Source organism: Rhodobacter sp. NTK016B, from assembly GCF_017303295.1.
GTDB lineage: Bacteria > Pseudomonadota > Alphaproteobacteria > Rhodobacterales > Rhodobacteraceae > Pararhodobacter.
Genome location: NZ_JAFKOK010000008.1, coordinates 203,461 through 224,045, shown reverse-complemented (window position 1 = coordinate 224,045; position 20,585 = coordinate 203,461). Strand labels below are relative to the sequence as shown.

The window sequence follows — 20,585 nt, the reverse complement described above, 5'->3', positions numbered from 1 at the left end:
AGGGGCAGCGCGCGTTGCACAAAGATTTGGCCAAAAGGTTGAATTTGGTCACAGGGGCTGCCATATAGGGGCTGCTCTCCGGGTTTGCCGTTGTTTTGCGGCTTTCCGGTCCTGACGGACCCCTGCGCCTTTTGCGCTGCCCCGGACCGCGCTTTCCGCACGAGCCCTTCGTGTTCCGCGCCCGCCTGATGGCCGGTGACGCTGCGACCGGGTTTTGACTGCGGAGGATGACGACGATGAAAGGAGACCGACAATGCCGACCGATATCACGAATGAAGAACTCGAGCGCCGCATCGAAGAGCTGAAGCAGGCGGGCATGACGCTGGCCGCGAAAGCCCTGCAGCGCGAGCAGTCGTTCCGCGAGCGTAAGGCCGCGGCCTGAGCCTTTGGTTCAGACCTTACCGGCGTGTTCCGAAAACGCGCCGGGTGTGAAAAAACGGGCGGGGGGCAACCTCCGCCCGTTTTTCTGTGCGCAATGCGTCAGGTGAAATCCAGCAGCGGCTTGGGCGCGCCGGGTTCGCCGACCGAGTGAAGCGCCGCGCGCCAGTCGGACAGCGCGAAGCGGCGGCCCTCCGGCGGGGGGCTTGCGCGCAGGTCGTCCCAGATTGCCGCGAACGCGTCCTGCCAGTCGCGCGGGGACATCGCCGCTTGCGATTCGCGCAGGTGAAAGCGGTGATAGCCCGCGCGGGGCGGGGATTGCGGGCGCAACGGCTCGCCCGTCAGCAGCCCGTAACCCACGAAATCGCTGCCCGGGCGCATCGCCTCAAGCACCGCCGTGGCAACCGGCCCGCCCAGCGCGTCGAAAGTCACGTCTGCCCGTCGCGCGGCCTCGCGGATGGCAGGCAGGTCGTCCATCGCCACAGGCTCGACGCCCCGCGCCAGAAGCTCGGTGCGGCGGGCGGGGCTGCGGTAGATGCCCTGAACCGATGCGGCCCCCTGACTCAGTGCGCCGCGCGCCAGCGATGACGCGCAATGCGATCCCGCGCCGGATAACAACACCCGGCGTCCGCTCACCGGCCACCCCGCCAGCAAATGCGCGGCGGCCATCGGGTTGATATAGGCGCGTGCGGCATGTGCGTCCGGGATGTCGTCGGGCACCGGTACGGCCCAGTCGGGCACGCAATCATGCAGGCGCCGCCACGTCCCGCCCGAGCGCAGCGGCAGGATGCGCTGGCCCAGCAGATGCGCGTGATCCGGCGGCGCAGCGATGACGCGCCCCACGCCTTCATAGCTGGCCACTTCGGGCAGGGTGATGCGGTGCGCATAGGCTCCGGTGACGGGGATCAGGTCGGACGGGTTCACCGGCGCCAGAAGCATCGCCACGCGGATCGCCCCCTCTGGTCGGGGCGGCAGGTCGGGAGTTTCCAGCGTCAACGCGTCAAGCGGCGGGCCGAAACGGCGATAGATCAGGACGTCGTTGCGCATCCCGCCTGTCTGGCGCGGCGCGGAAGGGGGTGCAAGCCCCGGCCATGGGGCAGGGCTTGCGGGATCTCACCGCCAGCGGCGGTCGGATTGATCCTTGATGAAGGTGCCGTTGTTCAATTCCTTGAACGCCTGCTTCAACTCGGCCTGAGAGTTCATCACGATCGGACCGTGCCACGCCACCGGCTCTTTGATCGGCTTGCCTGAGACGAGCAGGAAGCGAATACCTTCGGGCCCGGCATTGACCACGATCTCGTCGCCCGTGCCGAAGCGCACCAGCGTGCGGTCGCCCGTCATGTCGCGCAGGTTCAGCTCCTGGCCCTGAAACTCTTTCTCGACCAGCACGCCCTGCGGCCGCGAGGCATCACGGAACGTGCCCTTGCCTGCGAAGACATAGGCGAAGGTGTTCAGATAGGTATCGACCGGCAGCACCTTGCGGGTGTTGGGCGGGACCGAGACGTCCAGCATCAGCGGTTCGGCGGCGATACCGTCGACCGGGCCGGTCTTGCCCCAGAACTTGCCGGTGATGATGCGCACGGCGGTGCCGTCGTCATCGACCACCGTGTCGATATCCGAGCCCTTGATGTCCTGATAGCGCGGCGCGGTCATCTTCAGGCGGCGCGGCAGGTTCGCCCAAAGCTGGAAGCCATGCATCTGGCCCTTGGCGTTCCCCTTGGGCATTTCCTGATGCAAGATCCCCGACCCGGCGGTCATCCATTGGACCGAGCCCGAGCCGAGACGCCCCTTGTTGCCCAGCGAATCGCTGTGCTCGACCGTGCCTTCCAGCACATAGGTGATCGTCTCGATCCCCCGATGCGGGTGCCACGGAAAGCCCTTGCGATACAGCTCGGGCGAATCGTTGCGGAAATCGTCGAGCATCAGGAAGGGATCGCCCTCGGTCGGATCGCCGAAACCGAAAGCGCGGTGCAGATGGACGCCGGCGCCCTCCATCGTGGGTTTGGCGCGGCTGGTCTTGGTCACGGGACGAAAGGACATGGCGGAATTCCCTTGCAAAGCGGTTGCAGGGAATATCGGTGCTGTGAGGCTTCGCTTCCAGTGCCGCCTCTGTGCAGGGCAGCACAGAGGATGCGCAGGGGCATGGCGGCAGGGGCGCGGCGACCGGGGCCGGGCCTTTGTCAGTGCCCGTGATCGGCCGCGTCCGGGTCCAGAACGTAGCGCGCATCGCAATAAGGGCAGTCGACCCAGCCGGTATCGTGCGGGATCGTCAGCCAGACGCGCGGATGGCCCAGCGCGCCTTCGCCGCCGTCGCAGGCCACGCGCCGCGCGGTCGCTTTATGGGTGGCGGGGGCGTCATGGGCGGGCTGCTGGGGAACGGACATCACGCTTCCTTGGCTCTCTTCTTTGAGGAGTATTCCTTGTCCAGGGCACGTATTCGCCCTAGGTGATACGCCCCATCAATACGAATTTTCAGGGCGGGAGCAAGATGAGCCGCAACGCGATCGAAATCGAAGGTTTGCGCAAGGTTTACGCCGCAGGCAAACGCACCGCCGCCAAAGAGGCGCTGACAGGCGTCGACCTGACGATCCCCGAAGGCTCGGTCTTCGGGCTTCTGGGCCCCAACGGGGCGGGTAAATCGACGATGATCAACATCATGGCCGGGCTTGTGCGCAAGACCTCGGGCAAGGTGCGGATCTGGGGTTTCGATCAGGATGAGAATCCGCGCCAGTCCCGCGCCGCGATCGGCGTGATGCCGCAGGAACTGTCGGTCGACCCGTTCTTCACCCCGCGCGAATCGCTTGAAGTGCAGGCGGGCCTTTACGGCGTGCCGCCGAAAGAGCGCCGTACCGAAGAGATCCTCGAACTCATCGGCCTGACCGACAAGGCCGAGGCCTATGCGCGCACGCTTTCGGGCGGGATGCGGCGGCGGCTTCTTCTGGGCAAGGCGCTGGTCCATGCGCCGCAGATCCTCGTGCTGGACGAGCCCACCGCGGGCGTCGATATCGAGCTGCGGCAAATGCTGTGGACCAATGTCCGCGAGCTGAACCGGCAGGGCATGACGATCATCCTGACCACGCATTACCTCGAAGAAGCGCAGGAAATGTGCGACGAGATCGCGATCATCGACCAGGGGTCGCTGATCATCCGCGACACGACCGAGTCGATCCTGAAACGGATGGATGCCAAGACCCTTCTGGTGCGCACCAGCGCACCGCTGGGTCAGGTCTCGCTGCCCGACGGTGTCAGCCGCGAAGACCGCGCCGATGGCTGGACCGCCTTCAGCTACAAGCGCTCGCATCTGGGCGCGGGCGCGATCCTGACCGCGCTGCAGGGGGCGGGGGCGGATGTCGTCGATGTCTCGACCGCCGAGCCGGATCTCGAAGATGCCTTTCTCGAGCTGACTTCGCATCACGGCCAGCCGCAGGGCTGAGCCTCAGCCCGCCGGTTTCAGCGCGCCTGCCAGCGCGGTGATACCCAGAGCCAGCAGCGCGATCAGCCAGAAGGCCGTGTTCAGCCCGGCCAGATGCGCGATGCCGCCGATCAGCGCGGGGCCCGCGACCATGCCGCCATAGCCCAGCGTCGCGACCCCGGCGATGGCGCGGCCCTGCGGCGTGTCGGGATCATTGGCGGCGCGGCTGAAGGCCAAAGGCATCACCACCGAATAGCCCAGCCCCAGCAGCGCAAAGCCCACCAGCCCCGCGATCAGCGTCTGGCCCAGCAGCGCCACGCAGAGCCCGGCAAAGGCCAGCAGCCCCGCAAGCCGCGCGGTGCGCACGGCGCCCATGCGTGCGATGGCGTGATGCGCGCTCAGCCGCGCGGTGAACATGGCGACCGAGTAGACGCCGTAACCCAGCGCCGCCTGCGCTTCGCCGGTGCGGGCGATGTCGATCAGGAACACCGCCGACCAATCCGCCATTGCCCCCTCGCCGATCGACGCGCAGAACGCGGCGAGCCCCGCCAGCATCAGCGCCCCCGTGGGCAGCGCGAAACCGGGCACGGGCGCCCCGCGCCGCGACTCCCAGCCGATCAGCGCCAGACCCAGAGATATCGCGCCGAATACCAGCGCCACGGCCAGAAAATGCCCGCCCGGTGCCATTCCCGCGCGCACCGCGCCCGCCCCCAGCAGCGCGCCGGTCCCGGCGCCAAGGCTCCACATCGCGTGAAAGGCCGACATGGCCGGTCGGCGCAGCGCGCGCTCGACCTCGGCGCCCCAGCCATTCATCGCCACATCCATCGCCCCATGGCCCGCGCCGAACAGCACCAGCGCCCCTGCCAGCCAGAGCGGCGAGGGCGCGAGCGCCAGCGCGGGCAGCGTCACGAGGTGATAGAGCGCCAGCCACCGCGTCGCCCGCGCCGCGCCGATCGCGTCGCTCAGCCGTCCCGCCAGCGGAAAGGACAGGATCGCCCCGCCCGCAAGACACAGCAGCAACTGCCCCAGCAACGCGGGACCCAGCGCGAAGGCCTCGACGAAAGCGGGCACCCGCACGGCCCAGCTTCCCAGCATCAGCCCGTTGACGAAAAACATGGCCGAGACGGCCAGACGCGCGCGTTGCGGCGAAGCGGTCATCCGACCCTCTCCCGAAAATCCTCGCGCTTAGGTCTGCCTTACCGCACCCGGTGCGACAACCCTTCCCATCTTTAATCCAGAAATATCCTCGGGGGGATCCAAGGGGGGCAGACAGCCCCCCCTTGGCGCAGGGAGCGCGAGGGGGCGCGGAGCCCCCTCGCCTTTGCCATCAGAACAGACGCGCGCAGCCCTTTCGCGACCGGGTCACAGCTTATCCGACGGAATCACCGGGAAGAACACACCGCCCGACCACAGGCCGAACCACGACACGCCCTCATGCCTGTGATGGGCGCCCAGCTCGACCAGCCGGTAAAAGCTCTTGCGGTCGATCAGCGCTTCCAGCCCCGCGCGGATCATCACATAGGGCGAGGGCTCGCCCGTTTCGGGATCGCGCTCCACCCGGATCGGGTGATCCGCCCCGGCCTCGGCAAAGTCACCGACATTGGTCTCGAAGCGCAGGACCTGCGCCTCGCCCTCGCCCCTGGCGGTGAAATCCACCGCGACGAAGGGCGCGTCATCGACGGTGATGCCCACTTTCTCGACCGGGGTGACAAGGAAATATTTCCCGTCCTCCAGCTTCAGAATGGTCGAGAACAGCCGCACCAGCGCCGGTCGCCCGATCGGCGTGCCGAGGTAAAACCATGTCCCGTCGCGCGCGATGCGCATGTCGAGATCGCCGCAAAACGGCGGGTTCCACAGGTGCACGGGCGGCAAACCGCCCTTTTTGCTGGCCTTTTGCGCGGATGCCGCCAGTCCTTCCGCGCTGGGTGTCACATTGTCTTGTGGCGCTGTCATTTTGTCCAACTTGGTCTGGGCCTATCGCGTACCCTTCCATATAACTTGCCCTGTACGAAGGTCACGACCCGGAGGAATGCCCGCATGAGCGATACGTTGGTCCCTGCCATCGAGGCCCTTGGCGAGCGCCTTGCTCAGGCGCGCGCGGCGATTGCACCGCGCTTCATCGGTCAGGAGACGGTCGTGGACCTGTCGCTGACGGCGCTTCTGTCGGGCGGACACGCGCTTCTGGTGGGTCTGCCGGGGCTGGGCAAGACGCGGCTTGTCGATACGCTGGCCATTGTGATGGGCCTGCAATCGAACCGCGTGCAGTTCACGCCCGACCTGATGCCCGCCGATATTCTGGGCTCCGAGGTTCTCGATACCGCCGAGGACGGGCGCCGCGCCTTTCGTTTCATCGAGGGGCCGGTCTTCTGCCAACTTCTGATGGCCGACGAGATCAACCGCGCCTCGCCCCGGACACAGTCCGCCCTTCTGCAGGCGATGCAAGAGCGCGAGGTCACGATTGCCGGTCAGCACCGCAAGCTGGGCGCGCCGTTCCACGTTCTGGCCACGCAGAACCCGATCGAACAAGAGGGCACCTATCCGCTGCCCGAGGCGCAGCTCGACCGTTTCCTCGTGCAGATCGACGTGGAGTATCCCGATCTCGAGACCGAGCGTGAGATCCTGATGGCGACCACCGGGACCGAGGATGCCGCCGTCAGAGAAATCTTCACCGCCGCCGAACTGATCGAAGCGCAGACGCTGATCCGCCGGATGCCGGTGGGCGACAGCGTGGTCGACACGATCCTTGCGCTGGTCCGCGCCTGCCGTCCCGGTACGCCCGAAGCCGATCCGTCGCTGGGCGACAGCCTCGCCTGGGGTCCCGGCCCGCGCGCGGCGCAGGCGTTGATGCTGGCGGTCCGGGCGCGCGCGCTGCTGCAAGGGCGCCTTGCCCCGTCGGCCGAGGATGTCGCCGCGCTAGCGCGTCCGGTGCTCATTCACCGCATGGCGCTGTCCTTTGCCGCCCGTGCGCGCGGCGAATCGCTGGGCGGCGTGATCGACCGGATCACGGGCCGTGTCACCGGCACGCTGGAGGCGGCTGCGTGACATCACCCGCATCCCATGGCGGTGCAGATCTCAGGCGCTCGGGCGAGGCGCTGTCGGGCGGGTTGCCCCCGCTTCTGGTCGCCGCCGATCATCTGGCAAGCTCGGTGCTGCCCGGCGCGCATGGTCGCCGGCGTTCCGGCTCGGGGGCCGAATTCTGGCAATTCCGCCCGCTGAGCCCCGGCGACGGGATCACCCGCATCGACTGGCGCCGCTCGGCGCGCGGCGATGATGTTTATCTGCGCGAAACCGAGTGGCAGGCTGCGCGGGCCGTGAGCCTGTGGGTCGATAGCGGCGCGGCGATGAATTTCACGGGCGATGACGGGCGCGAAACCAAGGCCCATCGCGCGCGCCTGCTGGCGATGGCGCTGGGCCTGGCGCTGCTGCGCGGCGGTGAGCGCGTGGGTCTGGCCGAGGCCGACATGCCCCCCCGCGCGGGCCGCGCGCAGGCCAACGCGCTGGCGGTGGCCTTGGCTGAAGAAAAGCGCGCTGAAAGCGAACACGGTGCCATCGACCTGCACGCCGCGCCGACCGGCGGGCATGTGGTGATTTTCTCGGATTTTCTGGGCGCGCTCGAACCCATCGAACAGGCGCTGGCCATGGCTGCCGCACGGACCATGCGCGGCATTCTGGTGCAGGTGCTGGACCCGGTGGAAGAGGGCTTTCCCTTCGACGGTCGCACCCGGTTTGAAAGCATGTCGGGCCATATGGCCTTCGAGACGTTGCGCGCGGGCGACCTGAAGGCCGCCTATCTCGAGCGATTGGCGCAGCGCAAGGACCGGCTGCAGGCGATGGCCCGGCAATCGGGCTGGCACGCGACGACCTTGCACACGGATCGCCCGGCCTCGGAAGGTCTGTTGTGGCTTTATCAGGCGCTGGGCGGAGGGCGGCGATGAACGCTCTGGGCTTCTCCGCGCCCGTCTTGCTCTGGGCGCTGCTGGCGCTGCCGATCCTGTGGTGGCTGCTGCGCGCCGTGCCGCCCGCGCCGGTGCGCCGCCGCTTTCCCGGTATTGCGCTGCTGCTGGGGCTGAAAGACCGCGATCCCGAAAGCCAGCGCACGCCGTGGTGGCTGTTGCTGATCCGCGTCGCCGCTCTGGCCGCGCTGATCGTGGCGCTGGCGGGGCCGGTTCTGAACCCGACCCGCGCGTTGCCCGGGCAGGGGCCGCTGGTCGTGGTGATGGATGCCAGCTGGGCCAGCGCGCGCGACTGGCCGCGCCGGATCGAGCGCGCGGCGCAGGCGCTGGAAGAGGCGCAGCGCGCCGGGCGCACGGTGGCGGTGGTCACGCTGACCGATCCGCCGGTTGGCGCGCTGGAATTCCGCGCGGCCGAGCATTGGCGCGAGCGTCTGCCCGGCCTTGCGCCGCGCCCCTGGACGCCCGGGGCCGCCCTGCCCGACTGGGTCGCGGATCTGCCCGAGGGCACGGAAACACTGTGGTTCAGCGACGGCCTTGCCCGCGACGGACGCGCCGCGCTGCTGGCGGCGCTGACGGAAACCGGCCCGGTGCAGGTGTTCCAGCCGGATACGCCGGTGATCGCGCTGGCCCCCGCCACTTTCGATGCCGAGGGCGTGCATGTCACCGCGCGCCGCACCACGGGGGCGGAGCAGGCGCTGACCCTTCTGGCGGTGGGGCGCGATCCGGCGGGCGCGCAGCGCGACCTTGCCCGAGCGCCGCTGACCTTCGAGGCGGGCGCGTTGAGCGCCGAGGCCAGCTTCGACCTGCCGCCCGAATTGCGCAACCGCATCACCCGCTTCCAGATCGAAGGGCTGCGCGGCGCGGGCGCGGTCAGCATCGCCGATGACAGTCTGCGCCGCCGCAAGGTCGGCCTTCTGGCGGTGCGCGAGGGCAATGAATCGCTCGCCCTTCTGTCGCCGCTGCACTACCTGCGTCAGGCGCTCGAGCCGACCGCCGACCTGATCGAAAGCGTATCGATCGACGATCTGCTGCTGGCCGGCCCCGATGTGATCGTGCTGGCCGACATGCCCACGATGACCGAGACCGAGACGCGGGATCTGTCCGATTGGGTCGAGGATGGCGGGCTGCTTTTGCGCTTTGCCGGGCCGCGCATGGCGGGCGCCGGGGCCTCGGCCTCGGGCTTTGTCGCGCAGGCGGACGATCCGCTGCTGCCGGTGCCGCTGCGCGCGGGCGGGCGCAGCGTCGGCGGCGCGATGAGCTGGGGCGACCCGCGCACGCTGGCCCCGTTCGCCGAGGATTCGCCCTTTGCGGGCCTGTCCGTGCCCGCCGATGTCGGCATCCGCGCACAGGTTCTGGCCCAGCCCGGCCCCGATCTGGCCGACCGCACCATCGCCGCGCTGGCGGACGGCACGCCGCTGGTCACGCGCGCGGCGCGCGGGGCGGGGCAGGTGGTGCTGTTCCACGTCACCGCCAATGCCGAATGGTCGAACCTGCCGCTGTCGGGGCTGTTCGTCGACATGCTCGAACGGCTGTCGGTCTCGACGCGTGGCGCAGTGCCCGAAGCGGGCGAGATGGACGGCACGAGCTGGCAGCCCGAAGAGGTCATGGACGGCTTTGGCCTGCTCAGCGACGCCGAGGACCGCGCCGCCATCGCGGGCGCGGATCTTGCCCCCATCTTGCGCGGTGAAGCGCAGCCGGGCCCCGAAATCCCGCCGGGCCTGTATGCCGGAACCGCGTTGCGGCTTGCTGTGAACGCGACCGATGCGCAGACCCCGCTCAACGTCGCGCAATGGCCGATGGGGACCAATCTGGAAACCGGGGTCGAACGGCAGGAAGTGCCGCTTGCGGGCTATATCTTCGCCCTCGCAGCGCTGGTCCTGATGCTCGATTCGCTGGCCACTCTGGCGCTGGGCGGGCGGTTGCTGCGCGCGGCGATGGTGGTGCTGGCGCTGGGCCTGATCGGTCCGCGTGCCGAGGCGCAGCCCGTCGATACCCGCATCATGGAGGCGACCGAGGCCGTGGTTCTGGGCGCCGTTTCGTCGGGCGATCCGCAGGTCGACGATGTCGCGCTGGCCGGTCTGCGCGGGCTGTCGACGGCGCTTTATCTGCGCTCGTCGGTCGAACCCAGCCTGCCCATGGCGGTCGATATCGAAGCCGACGAATTGTCGGTCTTTCCGTTTCTCTACTGGCCGGTGACTGCCGAAAGTCCGCTTCCCTCGACCGAAGCTTATGCCCGGCTCAACGCCTATCTGCGCACCGGCGGGATGATCCTGTTCGACACCCGCGATGCCGAGCAGGCGCGCCTGACGGGCGGCACCACCGCGCAGGCCCGCCGCCTGCAGCAGATCGCCGCCGGGCTGGATATTCCGCCGCTCGAACCGGTGCCCGATGACCATGTCCTGACCCGCACCTTCTACCTGCTCAGCGATTATCCCGGTCGCTATCAGGGCGGCACCGTCTGGGTCGAAGCCTCGCCCGCCGATGCCGAACAGGCCGAGGGCATGCCGTTTCGCAACCTTAATGACGGGGTGACGCCGGTGGTGATCGGCTCGAATGACTGGGCTTCGGCCTGGGCGGTGGACGACGCGGGGATGCCGCTTTTGCCGGTCGGACGGGGGACGACGGGCGAGCGGCAGCGCGAACTGGCGCTGCGCTTTGGCGTCAACCTGATCATGCATGTGCTGTCGGGGAACTATAAATCCGATCAGGTCCACGTGCCTGCATTGCTCGAAAGGCTGGGCCAATGATCGGCGCCTCGGTGGTTTTCGACCCGCTTCTGGGCTGGCTGCCCGTCGCCGTTCTGGCGGCGCTGGCGCTCGCCGTGACGCTGCTGTCGCTGCTGCGCGGGCTGGCGGGCTGGCCGCTGCGGTTCCTCGGCTTCGCGCTGATCCTTACCGCGCTGGCAAACCCGTCGCTGCAAAGCGAAGACCGTCAGCCTTTGCCCGACATCGCCCTCATCCTGCGCGACGATACCGGCTCGAACCGGCTGGCAAGGCGCCCGGAGCAGAGCGATGCAGCCCTCGCGCAGCTTGAGGCCGAACTTGCCCGGCTGGGCGTCGAAGAGCGCGTGGTTTCCGTGCCCGATGCGCCCGACAATGGCGGCTCGACCTTGCACGGCGCGCTCGACGCCGCGCTGGCCGATCTGCCGCGCGACCGGCTGGCAGGGGTGTTTGTGGTCTCCGACGGTCTGGCGCAGGACGCCGCCCGCGTGCCGCCGCAGGCGCCGGTTCACCTGCTGCAGACCGGTGAGACGGGCGACTGGGATCGCCGCCTGATCGTGCGCAACGCGCCCGCCTATGGCATTCTGGGCGAGACAATGACCCTGACCCTGCGGATCGAGGACGAAGGCGACGTGCCCGAAGAGCTTCGCGGCCGCCCGGTTCAGGTGGGTTTCGCGCTCAACGGCGAGGATCTGCGCTATGCCACCGCGCCGGTGGGCGTGGACATGAATCTCGACCTGACGCTGGATCGCGGCGGCATGAACGTCCTGCGCTTTCAGCTGCCCACCGGCGCGGGCGAATTGACCGACCGCAACAATTCGGCGGTGGTGCAGATCAACGGCATCCGCGACCGCCTGCGCGTGCTCCTCGTCTCGGGCGAGCCGCATACCGGCCAGCGCACATGGCGCAACCTGTTGAAATCCGATCCTTCCGTGGATCTCGTGCATTTCACCATCCTGCGCCCGCCGGACCGGCAGGACGGTGTGCCCGTCAACGAACTCTCGCTGATCGCCTTCCCGACGCGCGAGCTTTTCGTCGAAAAGATCGACGAGTTCGATCTGATCATCTTCGACCGCTACCGTCGACGGGGGATCCTGCCGACCTCGTATTTCGGCAATATCCAGCGCTACGTGACGGAAGGCGGCGCGCTTCTGGTCGCGGGCGGGCCCGAACTGGCCTCGGCCGAGAGTATCTACCATTCGCCTCTGGGCCGGATCCTGCCCGCTGAACCCACCGCGCGCGTCTTCGAGCAACCTTTCACGCCGCGGCTGTCGGATCTGGGCCAGCGCCACCCGGTCACCGCCGGGCTCGACGCCGATTTCCCGCCCGAGGCCGAGGGCGAAGCGCCGGGCTGGGGCCGCTGGCTGCGCCAGATCGAGCTGACGCCCGGTTCGGGACAGGTGGTCATGGAGGGCGTGGGCGACCGCCCGCTTCTGGTGCTCGACCGCGCCGGCGAGGGACGGGTGGCGATGCTCGCCTCGGATCAGGCCTGGCTCTGGGATCGCGGCTTCGAAGGTGGCGGCCCGCAGGCGGAATTGCTGCGCCGCCTCGCCCATTGGATGATGCGCGAGCCCGAACTGGAAGAAGAGGCGCTCGTTGCCGAGACGCAGGGCCTTGGGATGCAGATCACCCGCCGCTCGCTGCAGGACGGCCCGCATGTGGTGACCATCACCCGCCCCGACGACACGCAGGTCGAGATACCGCTCACGGAAACCGCGCCGGGCCGCTTTACCGCAGAATGGCAGGGCGACGAGCCGGGCCTCTACCGCCTGCAATCGGCGGATCAGGACACCGTTGCCGTGCTGGGCACCGCCAATCCGCGCGAATACGAACGCGTTGTCGCCGATGCCGCGCCGCTCGCCCCGTTGATCGAGGCCACGCGTGGCGGCATCGCCCCCATCGCCGCTGGCCTGCCCGCTTTGCGCGCGGTCGATGCCGGGCGGCAGGCCTTCGGGCGCGGCTGGCTGGGGATCACACCGCGCAACGCCTATGTCACGACCGATCTGCGCCTGACGCCGGTGCTGCCCGCCTGGGCCTGGTTGCTTCTGGGCGCGGGCTTCATCCTCGGCGCGTGGATCCGCGAAGCGCGCCGCTGAGTTTCCGGTCACCGCGCCGCGCCATCTTTGATCCGAAAATATCCTCAGGGGGTGCGGGGGCAGAATGCCCCCGCCGGGTCGCGCGAGGCGCTCGCGCCGCAAGCGCGGGGGGCGAGGGCGAACCCCCTCACCCGGTACCCGCTCGCCTCAGAAGAATTGTTCGCGGATCAGCCGTTCTTCCAGCCCGTGGCCGGGGTCGAACAGCAGCCGGTGGCGCACGGCGGGGTCCGAGTGGATCTCGACCGAGACGACATCGCGTACTGATTGCCCGTCGCCCTCGGCCATGACCGGGCGTTTGGCGGGGTCCAGCACGTCGAAACGCACCGCGGCGGCCTTGGGCAGCAGCGCCCCGCGCCAGCGGCGCGGGCGGAAGGCCGCGACCGGGGTCAGCGCCAGCACATCGGCGCCGATCGGCAGGATCGGACCATGGGCCGAGTAGTTATATGCGGTCGAGCCCGCCGGCGTGGCCACCAGCGCGCCGTCGCAGACCAGCTCCTCCATACGCACCAGCCCGTCGATCGAGATCCGCAGCCGTGCCGCCTGCGGGCCCGCGCGCAAAAGCGAGACTTCGTTGATCGCCAGCGCCTCGTGCAGCCGTCCCGACGTGTCCGTGGCTTTCATCGCCAGCGGGTTCAGCACGTTTTCCTGCGCGGCGGCCAGTCGCGCGGGCAGGTCCTGCGTGTCGAAACTGTTCATCAGAAAGCCGACGGTGCCACGGTTCATTCCGTAGACCGGCACGTCGCGGTGCTGGGTCGCGTGCAGCGTCTCCAGCATGAAGCCGTCGCCGCCGAGCGCCACGATCGCCCCGGCCTGCGCCAGAGGCGCATCGCCGTAAAGCGCCACCAGTTCCTCGCGCGCCTGCTGCGCTGCCTCGGTCTGGCTGGCAAGGAACACGATCGGTCCACGCCGCGGCGCCCTGTGCCCGTCTTGCTGGTCCGCCACGCTGTTCTCCCGTTCGCCCGTTGCAACAGGTTCTGACGCATCGGGTTGCCGCATCAGGTTCCGTCGCATCAGGTTTCGCAAATGCGCGCGGGGCTCGCAATCGGAAAGGGCATTTCGCATCCGGCGCCGAATGCGGCGTTTTCATCGCTTTCCCGTGGCGTGGCCCTGCGATAAACAGCGCCAACCGCCATCGCCGCCACTGCCGGAGACGTCCATGACTGCCCAGAACGGTTTCTTCACCGAAGACCTCGCCACCCGCGATCCTCAGATCGCCCGCGCCATCGCCCTCGAACTGGGTCGCCAGCGCGACGAGATCGAGCTGATCGCGTCCGAAAACATCGTTTCGAAGGCGGTGATGGACGCGCAGGGTTCGGTGATGACGAACAAATACGCCGAGGGTTACCCGGGCAAGCGCTATTACGGCGGCTGCCAGTATGTCGATATTGCCGAGGAACTGGCGATCGAGCGCGCCAAGCAGCTCTTCGGTTGCAACTATGCCAACGTGCAGCCGAACTCGGGCAGCCAGATGAACCAGGCCGTGTTCCTGGCGCTGCTGCAGCCGGGCGATACGTTCATGGGTCTCGATCTGAATTCGGGCGGTCACCTGACCCACGGCTCGCCGGTCAACATGTCGGGCAAATGGTTCAACGTCGTGTCCTACGGCGTGCGCCAACAGGACCAGATGCTGGACATGGACGAAGTCCGCGCCAAGGCGCGCGAGCACAAGCCCAAGCTGATCCTTGCGGGCGGTACCGCCTATAGCCGCACCTGGGACTGGGCCGCCTTCCGCGAAATCGCGGACGAGGTCGGTGCGATCCTGCATGTCGACATGGCCCATATCGCGGGTCTGGTCGCGGGCGGTCAGCATCCTTCGCCGCTGCCCCATGCGCATGTCTGCACCACCACCACGCACAAATCGCTGCGCGGCCCGCGCGGCGGCATGATCTTGTGCAACGACGAGGCGATCGCCAAGAAGATCAACTCGGCAGTGTTCCCCGGCCTGCAGGGCGGCCCGCTGATGCATGTCATCGCCGCCAAGGCCGTGGCCTTTGGCGAAGCGCTCGAGCCGGGCTTCAAGGATTACGCCGCGCAGGTCGTCAAGAACGCGCAGGCAATGGCCGATCAGCTGATGAAAGGCGGGATCGACATCGTGTCGGGCGGAACCGACAACCACCTGATGCTGGCCGATCTGCGTCCCAAGAAGGTGACCGGCAAGGCTGCCGAGGCCGCTCTGGGCCGTGCGCATATCACCTGCAACAAGAACGGCGTGCCGTTCGACCCGGAAAAGCCCTTCGTGACCTCGGGCATCCGTCTGGGTACGCCCGCCGGCACCACGCGCGGTTTCGGCGAGGCCGAGTTCCGTGACATCGCCGACTGGATCGTCGAAGTGGTCGACGGGCTGGCCGCGAATGGCGAGGACGGCAACGCCGATGTCGAGGAAGCCGTGCGCGCCAAGGTCAAGGCGCTCTGCGACCGCTTCCCGCTTTACCCGGGGCTCTGAGCCCTGGGGGGCTTGGCCACACGCAGGCTTGAGCGCGCGCTGGGCGATTTCGCCCGCGCGCGCCTTCCGCATGCGCTGGAAGAGCCGGCGATGTTCGTGCTCAAGCATCTCTGGGCCGGGCTGTTCGGCGGTGTGCTGATGGTCGGCATCTTCGTGACCAACGCGGTCTGGAACGATGCCTGGACGATTGCGCGCTACGACGTGCTTCTGGCGCTTGCGGTCGTGACGCAGGGGGCGTTCATCCTGTTCCGGCTGGAAAGCCGCGAGGAAATCGCTGCGCTGGTGGGCTTCTCGATCCTCGGGATGGGGATGGAATGGTACAACACCGCCGCCGGCAACTGGACCTATCCCGAACACGGGGTCTTCGCCATCGCCCATGTGCCCCTGTTCGTCGGCGCGATGTATGCCGCCGTGGGGGTCTGCGTGATCCGCATGATCCGCATCTTCGAGATGAGTTTCATCCCCTTCCCGCCGCGCTGGGCGGCGCTGGGGCTGGCGGCGGCGATCTATGTGAATTTCTTCACGCAGCATTTCGTGATCGATACCCGCTACGCGCTGTTCGCGATCATGGGCCTGTTGTTCTGGCGCACGCGGATCTGGTTCACGCCGTTCCGGGGCCGCCGCTGGTACATGCCGATGCTGCTGTCGCTGTTCCTGTCCGCTCTGGGCGTCTGGCTGGCCGAGAATCTGGGCACGCTGACCGGGACATGGCTGTATGACGGGCAGGAAACTCATGAATGGGTCAGCCTTGCCACGCTGGGATCCTGGGCACTGTTCCTTTATGTCGCGCTGATGGTGGCGCTGGCCGTGATGCCGGGCGCCACGCGGCGCCAATCCGTCATTCCCCGCACAGCCTGAGGTTTCCATGACGCTTCTGACCCTGACCCGCGACGGAACACCCACGGATCTGCCGGGCCTGTTGATCGTGCACGGACTGTTCGGCTCGGCGCGGAACTGGGGGGCGATTGCCAAGCGGATGTCGGACAGCCGTAGCGTTGTCTCGGTCGATATGCGCAACCATGCCGACAGCTTCTGGGACGATGAGCACAGCTATCCCGCCATGGCCGCCGATCTGGCCACGGTGATCGAGGCCGAAGGCGCGCCCATGGACGTGATGGGGCATTCGATGGGCGGCAAGGCGGCGATGCTGCTGGCGCTGACGCGGCCCGATCTGGTCAACCGGCTGGTCGTCGGCGACATCGCGCCGGTCGCCTATACGCATACCCAGAACCATCTGGTTGAGGCGATGCAGGCGATGGATCTGACCGGCATCGAAAGCCGCCGCGAGGCCGATGCGCGGCTGTCGCAATCGGTGGACACGCCCGCCGTGCGCGCTTTCCTGCTGCAATCTCTTGACCTGAAGCCCGAACCGGCCCGCTGGAAGCTCAATCTCGATGTGCTGAGCCGGTCGATGGAGCAGATTATCGGCTGGGTCGATACCACGGCGCTGACCTCATTCGAGGGGCCAGTGCTGTTCCTGTCGGGCGCCGAGTCGGATTACGTCCAGCGCGAGGCACGGCCCGGGATCCTGTCGCTGTTCCCCGAGGCGAAATTCGCCAAAATCCCCGGCGCGGGCCATTGGCTGCACGCCGAGAAACCGCGCGAATTCGAAGCGGCGTTGCGGGTGTTTCTGGACTGATCGGCCGGGTCAGGCCGCTCAGATGTTTTCCAGTTTCCGCGCCACCAGCCATGTCGCGGGCAGGGCGATCACGGCGCCGATCACGGCCGAGACGATGATCGCCTGAAACTCGTACATGTTCAGCGAAACTGCCACGACAACGCCGATGCCGGCCAGCGTGGTGCCGATCACCGCATAGAGAATCATCATCAATCTGGCCATGGTGGGTCCCTCGTCCCTGAGTCTTTGTCCTTGGTCGTTCCAAGGCACGATACCCTGCGCGGGCGAGGGCTCTTTGATCTTGCGCAAGTTCTGCGGGAATAAATCGCGAAACCCGAATGTTTCCGGGGCCGAGATGCGTCAGGCCTGGCCGCGCGGGCAGCGCATGCGGAAATCCATCACGCCGCTGTCGCCGTCCGCGCTGCCCTCGATAACCCGGCATCCGGTGGCCTGTTCGGCAGCCACCCGCATGGCGCCAAGGATCGCAACATGTTCGCGGCGGCGCGCATAGCCCATGCGGATCACCTGCACTGAGATGCGCGACCCGTTCTGACGGCGATAGACGTTGTAGTCGCGCCCGGCGATGGTGACGGTTTGCGACTCGGCCCCCCAATAGCGGCGGTCGGGCGAGGCGCAGGCAGTCAGGACAAGCAGGATCAGAAACACAACAACACGCATCGGCTCAGAATGCCGGGGCGTGGTTAACGGGTTGTTAACGGGGAAACGCCTGGCAGGCGCGTTCGGCGTCACGAGCGCTCTTGCGGCGCTGCGCCGCCATGCGCTATCAGGGCCGCGCGGGTGATTAGCTCAGTTGGTAGAGCGTCTCGTTTACACCGAGAATGTCGGCGGTTCGAGTCCGTCATCACCCACCATGCCGCCCCTTTCCAGACGCCCAAAGCCCCGCTTTCGCAGGGCCCGGAACGAAAAGCGCCCCGGCGCGAACGCCGGGGCTGGGATTGCCAACATGATTGGGGGCATGCGGCAACCCTTTCGGGGGTTATTACATCGCCGGCAGCAGGACGTGGTCGATCACATGGATGACGCCGTTCGACTGGTCCACGTTCGAGATGGTGATGTTGGCGCTGTTGCCCATGCCGTCACGGATGGTCACCGGCGCGCCTTGCGCGGCCTGAACCAGCGTGAAGGTGCAACCACCGACGGTGTCGAAGCTGTGCGTGCCGCCATCGGCCTGTGCCATGTTTTCCAGCTGGTTGAGGAAGATCTCACCCGGGATCACGTGGCAGCCCAGAATGGTCTGCAGCTGTTCGCGGTTTTCCGGCTCCAGCAGGCTTTCGACGGTGCCATCGGGCAGCGCGGCAAAGGCTTCGTTGGTCGGCGCCAGCACGGTGAACGGGCCTTCGCCCATCAGCGTCTCGGCAAGACCGGCGGCCTGCACGGCGGCGACGAGGGTGGTGTGGTCCGCCGAGTTCATCGCGTTCTCGACGATGTTGCGGTCGGGGAACATCTCGGCGCCGCCAACCATCGGGTTCTGGGCCAGCGCGGCACCGGCGGTCAGGGTGGTCAGCGACAGAGTAGCAGCGATAAGGGTTTTCATAAGATTTCTCCGATTTTTTCGTCACGGGCTTCATTGCCCTATGCCCCCAACTACGGAGAGGAATCGCGGGGAGTTTCAGAACGCCGATTTTTTTTCATCACAGGGCCGTGATGAGCCGAAGTCGTGCTACGCGCCCGGTCCGGCCCAAACAAAAAAGGGCGCCGGGGGTTTGCCCCGGCGCCCTTTCTTTGCTGTACAGCGCTCAGATGTTGCGGGTCAGCTCGGCGGTCATCAGAACCGGCCCGGTCGGCCCCGCATCGGGCGAGCCGCCCAGCGGTTCCAGACTGACGGCCAGCGTCACGCCTTCGTCCAGCTCGGCGGGGATCTCGATCGCCTCGCCGCGCAGCACGCCCAGCGAGCGCGGCACGCCGTCGCCGCCGATCGACCACAATTCGTAATCATGGCCCTCTTCGGCTTCGGGGCCGCGATGAGCGACCTGCAGCACGCCCGCATCATAGCTGGCATCGAAGACCAGCTCGCCCGCTTCCAGCTGCGCCATCAGCGGCGTCGCGGTCGGTTGCGGCCACAGCATGACCGCCAGCACCACCACTGCCGCGCTCAGCGCCCCGGCGAACCACAGCCGCCAGCCCATGCCACGACGGCTGGTCGCGGCGGCGGCGGGGCTGGTCGTGGTCTCGGCACTGCCGAACAGCACGGATTCGACCTGTTCAAGTGTCTCGGGATTGACCGGACCGTCCTCGTACGCGGCATTGAGCAGCGCAAGGCGGCGTTCCCAATGCGCCACGCGCTCGGCAAAGGCGCCGTCGGTTTCGGCACGGGTCTGCGCGGTACGGCGTTCGTCGCCGGGCAGCACGCCCAGCACGTATTCCGCCGCGATCAGATCGTCGCGGTCTTCGGGCGGCCAGTCGTCGTGTTCGAATATGTCACTCATTGATCCATGCACTCCCGCAGGCTCAACAGACCGCGGCGCAGCCACGTTCGCATCGTGTTGAGCGGAATGCCATGCCTGTCGGCCAGATCCTTGTAGGACAGGCCGTCGAGATAGGCGCCCTTCACCGCCGCTGCGCGCTCGGTTTCCAGCGCGTCGAAGCACTCGACGACGCGCTTGGCCTCGCCTTGGGCTACCAGCGATTCAAGGACGCCGGCCTTGCGGTCGGCGACGCGGTCGAGCGGGTCTTGCCCGTCCTCGTCGCGCGCGGTTTCCTGATACAGACCCGCGCGGGCGGGGCGGGCGCGAAGCCGGTCCAGCGCGTGGTTGCGTGCGACGGCAATCAGCCAGCTCATACCCTTGCCTCTGTCGGGACGGAATTGAGCGGACCGCTGCCAGACGCGAATGAAGACTTCCTGCATGGCATCGTCCACCTCGGTACGGTTGCCAAGGATACGGTACAGAACGCCGGAAAGTTTCGGAGCGGTCGCTGCGTAAAGGTCCTGAAACGCCTGTCGGTTCTTTGCGGCAACGGCCAGAAGCAGCGCCCCTATCGGATCATCGGACAAGAACTTCCCCCTCGGTTCAACGCGGCCCGGCGTACAATTAGCCCGCAATCAAGAATGGTCCAGCGCAGAATCCGGCTGGACAGCGTGGCGTCGCGGGGCTAGGCATTCTTCATGCGAAATGCCATTCCAAGGGGAGAAGTGGGTGGCTGACGAGGAGATCATCCAGTCCCGTCCGGTCGGCGCGCTGGTGCATGCATTGCGCATCCTGCGCCATTTGTCGGCCATGGGCCGGTCCGAGGGCGTCAGCGCCATCGCCCGCGCCACCGACGTCAATCCGTCGACCTGCTTCAACATCCTGCGCACGCTGACGGCCGAAGGGCTGGTCAGCTTCGATCCGCATGACAAGACCTATCAGCCGGCGATGGGTCTGGTCGAGCTGGCTGTGGGGGTGCTGGGCACCAATCCCGGCGATCTGATCCGGCCTGAACTGGAACGGCTGGCGATCGATTACAAGGTGCTGATCTGCCTGTGGCACATCACCGCCGACGACCGGATCGTGCTGATCGAGCGCGCCTTCGACCCCGCAGTCACGCGCGTTGACCTGCCGCTGGGCAAAAGGCTGCCGGTCTATACCGGCGGTGTCGGGCGCATTCTGGCCGCGCATCGCAACTTGTCCGAGGCCGATCTGCGCGCGCAATTCGTGGATCTGCGCTGGCAATGCGCGCCCGAATCCGCGGACGAATACATCAGCAGCGTGCGCGATGCGGCGGCCTGTGGCTATGGTGTCGATCTGGGCCAGCTTTACATCGGCGTCGATGTGGTTGGCGCGCTGGTGGTCGATGCGCAGGGTGTTCCGCGCTACGGTATCTCCAGCATTTCGTTGTCGGGCCAGATGGATTCCGACCGGCGCCGCGATGTGGGGGAGGATCTCGTCGAGACCTGCGCCCGCATCGGCGCCCAGATGTTCGCCCTGACCAAGGGCAAGTTCGCTAACGTCAAAAAGAAGACCTGA

The 20,585-nt window shown here is 67.4% G+C and carries 21 protein-coding genes and 1 tRNA gene; 11 read left to right on the top strand and 11 right to left on the bottom strand.

Annotated features, from left to right (window positions below):
* Window positions 1-253 precede the first annotated feature (253 nt).
* On the top strand, window positions 254-382 hold the full coding sequence (locus JI664_RS24015; protein ID WP_286174068.1) for a hypothetical protein: 129 nt from the start codon (window positions 254-256) through the stop codon (window positions 380-382).
* Between the two features lie 98 nt (window positions 383-480).
* Here the strand turns inward: JI664_RS24015 and JI664_RS12540 are convergent, their stop codons facing one another.
* The 3 genes from JI664_RS12540 to JI664_RS12530 all read right to left on the bottom strand — a co-directional run bounded on the left by JI664_RS12540 (window position 481) and on the right by JI664_RS12530 (window position 2,762).
* Entirely contained in the window at window positions 481-1,425 is a 945-nt protein-coding gene (locus JI664_RS12540; RefSeq protein WP_286174067.1) for an alcohol dehydrogenase, read from the bottom strand.
* Between the two features lie 66 nt (window positions 1,426-1,491).
* Window positions 1,492-2,418: a pirin family protein gene (locus tag JI664_RS12535; RefSeq protein ID WP_207014079.1), complete on the bottom strand. Its 927-nt coding sequence runs from the start codon at window positions 2,416-2,418 to the stop codon at window positions 1,492-1,494.
* Between the two features lie 140 nt (window positions 2,419-2,558).
* A complete protein-coding gene (locus tag JI664_RS12530) occupies window positions 2,559-2,762 on the bottom strand; it encodes a zinc-finger domain-containing protein (protein WP_207014078.1) in 204 nt (67 codons plus the stop codon).
* Window positions 2,763-2,866: 104 nt separating this feature from the next.
* On the opposite strand from JI664_RS12530, the gene JI664_RS12525 reads away from it, so the two are divergent.
* The gene (locus JI664_RS12525; protein ID WP_207014077.1) at window positions 2,867-3,811 is read left to right on the top strand and encodes an ABC transporter ATP-binding protein; all 945 of its coding nucleotides are present in this window, start codon (window positions 2,867-2,869) and stop codon (window positions 3,809-3,811) included.
* Window positions 3,812-3,814: 3 nt separating this feature from the next.
* Here the strand turns inward: JI664_RS12525 and JI664_RS12520 are convergent, their stop codons facing one another.
* Complete coding sequence (locus JI664_RS12520) at window positions 3,815-4,948, bottom strand: MFS transporter (protein WP_207014076.1); 1,134 nt, start codon at window positions 4,946-4,948, stop codon at window positions 3,815-3,817.
* Between the two features lie 204 nt (window positions 4,949-5,152).
* Window positions 5,153-5,743, bottom strand: coding sequence for a DUF1285 domain-containing protein (locus JI664_RS12515; protein WP_207014075.1), 591 nt, complete (start codon window positions 5,741-5,743; stop codon window positions 5,153-5,155).
* 84 nt (window positions 5,744-5,827) lie between these two features.
* Here JI664_RS12515 and JI664_RS12510 point away from each other — a divergent pair, with 84 nt between their 5' ends.
* Genes JI664_RS12510 through JI664_RS12495 form a run of 4 tightly spaced genes read left to right on the top strand, consistent with a single transcriptional unit; the run spans window position 5,828 to window position 12,559 of the window.
* Entirely contained in the window at window positions 5,828-6,832 is a 1,005-nt protein-coding gene (locus tag JI664_RS12510; protein WP_207014074.1) for an AAA family ATPase, read from the top strand.
* The gene (locus JI664_RS12505; RefSeq protein WP_207014073.1) at window positions 6,829-7,725 is read left to right on the top strand and encodes a DUF58 domain-containing protein; all 897 of its coding nucleotides are present in this window, start codon (window positions 6,829-6,831) and stop codon (window positions 7,723-7,725) included. The genes JI664_RS12510 and JI664_RS12505 overlap by 4 nt, the downstream gene beginning before the upstream one ends.
* A complete protein-coding gene (locus JI664_RS12500) occupies window positions 7,722-10,490 on the top strand; it encodes a DUF4159 domain-containing protein (protein ID WP_207014072.1) in 2,769 nt (922 codons plus the stop codon). The genes JI664_RS12505 and JI664_RS12500 overlap by 4 nt, the downstream gene beginning before the upstream one ends.
* Entirely contained in the window at window positions 10,490-12,559 is a 2,070-nt protein-coding gene (locus tag JI664_RS12495) for a hypothetical protein (protein ID WP_207014104.1), read from the top strand. The genes JI664_RS12500 and JI664_RS12495 overlap by 1 nt, the downstream gene beginning before the upstream one ends.
* Window positions 12,560-12,706: 147 nt before the next feature.
* Here the strand turns inward: JI664_RS12495 and JI664_RS12490 are convergent, their stop codons facing one another.
* Complete coding sequence (locus JI664_RS12490; RefSeq protein ID WP_349768722.1) at window positions 12,707-13,501, bottom strand: NAD kinase; 795 nt, start codon at window positions 13,499-13,501, stop codon at window positions 12,707-12,709.
* A 214-nt stretch (window positions 13,502-13,715) separates the two neighbouring features.
* Between JI664_RS12490 and glyA the strand changes: the two genes are divergently transcribed.
* Genes glyA through JI664_RS12475 form a run of 3 tightly spaced genes read left to right on the top strand, consistent with a single transcriptional unit; the run spans window position 13,716 to window position 16,641 of the window.
* Window positions 13,716-15,002: a serine hydroxymethyltransferase gene (glyA, locus tag JI664_RS12485; protein WP_207014071.1), complete on the top strand. Its 1,287-nt coding sequence runs from the start codon at window positions 13,716-13,718 to the stop codon at window positions 15,000-15,002.
* A 12-nt stretch (window positions 15,003-15,014) separates the two neighbouring features.
* A complete protein-coding gene (locus tag JI664_RS12480; RefSeq protein WP_207014070.1) occupies window positions 15,015-15,860 on the top strand; it encodes a DUF817 family protein in 846 nt (281 codons plus the stop codon).
* Between the two features lie 7 nt (window positions 15,861-15,867).
* The gene (locus tag JI664_RS12475; RefSeq protein ID WP_207014069.1) at window positions 15,868-16,641 is read left to right on the top strand and encodes an alpha/beta fold hydrolase; all 774 of its coding nucleotides are present in this window, start codon (window positions 15,868-15,870) and stop codon (window positions 16,639-16,641) included.
* 18 nt (window positions 16,642-16,659) lie between these two features.
* On the opposite strand, the gene JI664_RS12470 is transcribed toward JI664_RS12475, so the two are convergent.
* Both JI664_RS12470 and JI664_RS12465 read right to left on the bottom strand, forming a co-directional pair.
* Entirely contained in the window at window positions 16,660-16,842 is a 183-nt protein-coding gene (locus JI664_RS12470) for a hypothetical protein (protein ID WP_207014068.1), read from the bottom strand.
* A 138-nt stretch (window positions 16,843-16,980) separates the two neighbouring features.
* Entirely contained in the window at window positions 16,981-17,298 is a 318-nt protein-coding gene (locus JI664_RS12465) for a hypothetical protein (protein ID WP_207014067.1), read from the bottom strand.
* A 118-nt stretch (window positions 17,299-17,416) separates the two neighbouring features.
* Here JI664_RS12465 and JI664_RS12460 point away from each other — a divergent pair.
* Window positions 17,417-17,492, top strand: a tRNA-Val gene (locus JI664_RS12460).
* 128 nt (window positions 17,493-17,620) lie between these two features.
* Here the strand turns inward: JI664_RS12460 and JI664_RS12455 are convergent.
* The 3 genes from JI664_RS12455 to JI664_RS12445 form a co-directional block, all read right to left on the bottom strand.
* Window positions 17,621-18,175 (bottom strand): fasciclin domain-containing protein, encoded by a 555-nt coding sequence (locus JI664_RS12455; RefSeq protein ID WP_207014065.1) that lies wholly within the window; start codon window positions 18,173-18,175, stop codon window positions 17,621-17,623.
* Window positions 18,176-18,377: 202 nt separating this feature from the next.
* Window positions 18,378-19,067: an anti-sigma factor gene (locus JI664_RS12450; protein WP_207014062.1), complete on the bottom strand. Its 690-nt coding sequence runs from the start codon at window positions 19,065-19,067 to the stop codon at window positions 18,378-18,380.
* A complete protein-coding gene (locus JI664_RS12445) occupies window positions 19,064-19,633 on the bottom strand; it encodes a sigma-70 family RNA polymerase sigma factor (protein WP_207014061.1) in 570 nt (189 codons plus the stop codon). The genes JI664_RS12450 and JI664_RS12445 overlap by 4 nt, the downstream gene beginning before the upstream one ends.
* 142 nt (window positions 19,634-19,775) lie before the next feature.
* Here JI664_RS12445 and JI664_RS12440 point away from each other — a divergent pair, with 142 nt between their 5' ends.
* On the top strand, window positions 19,776-20,585 hold the full coding sequence (locus tag JI664_RS12440; protein ID WP_207014060.1) for an IclR family transcriptional regulator: 810 nt from the start codon (window positions 19,776-19,778) through the stop codon (window positions 20,583-20,585).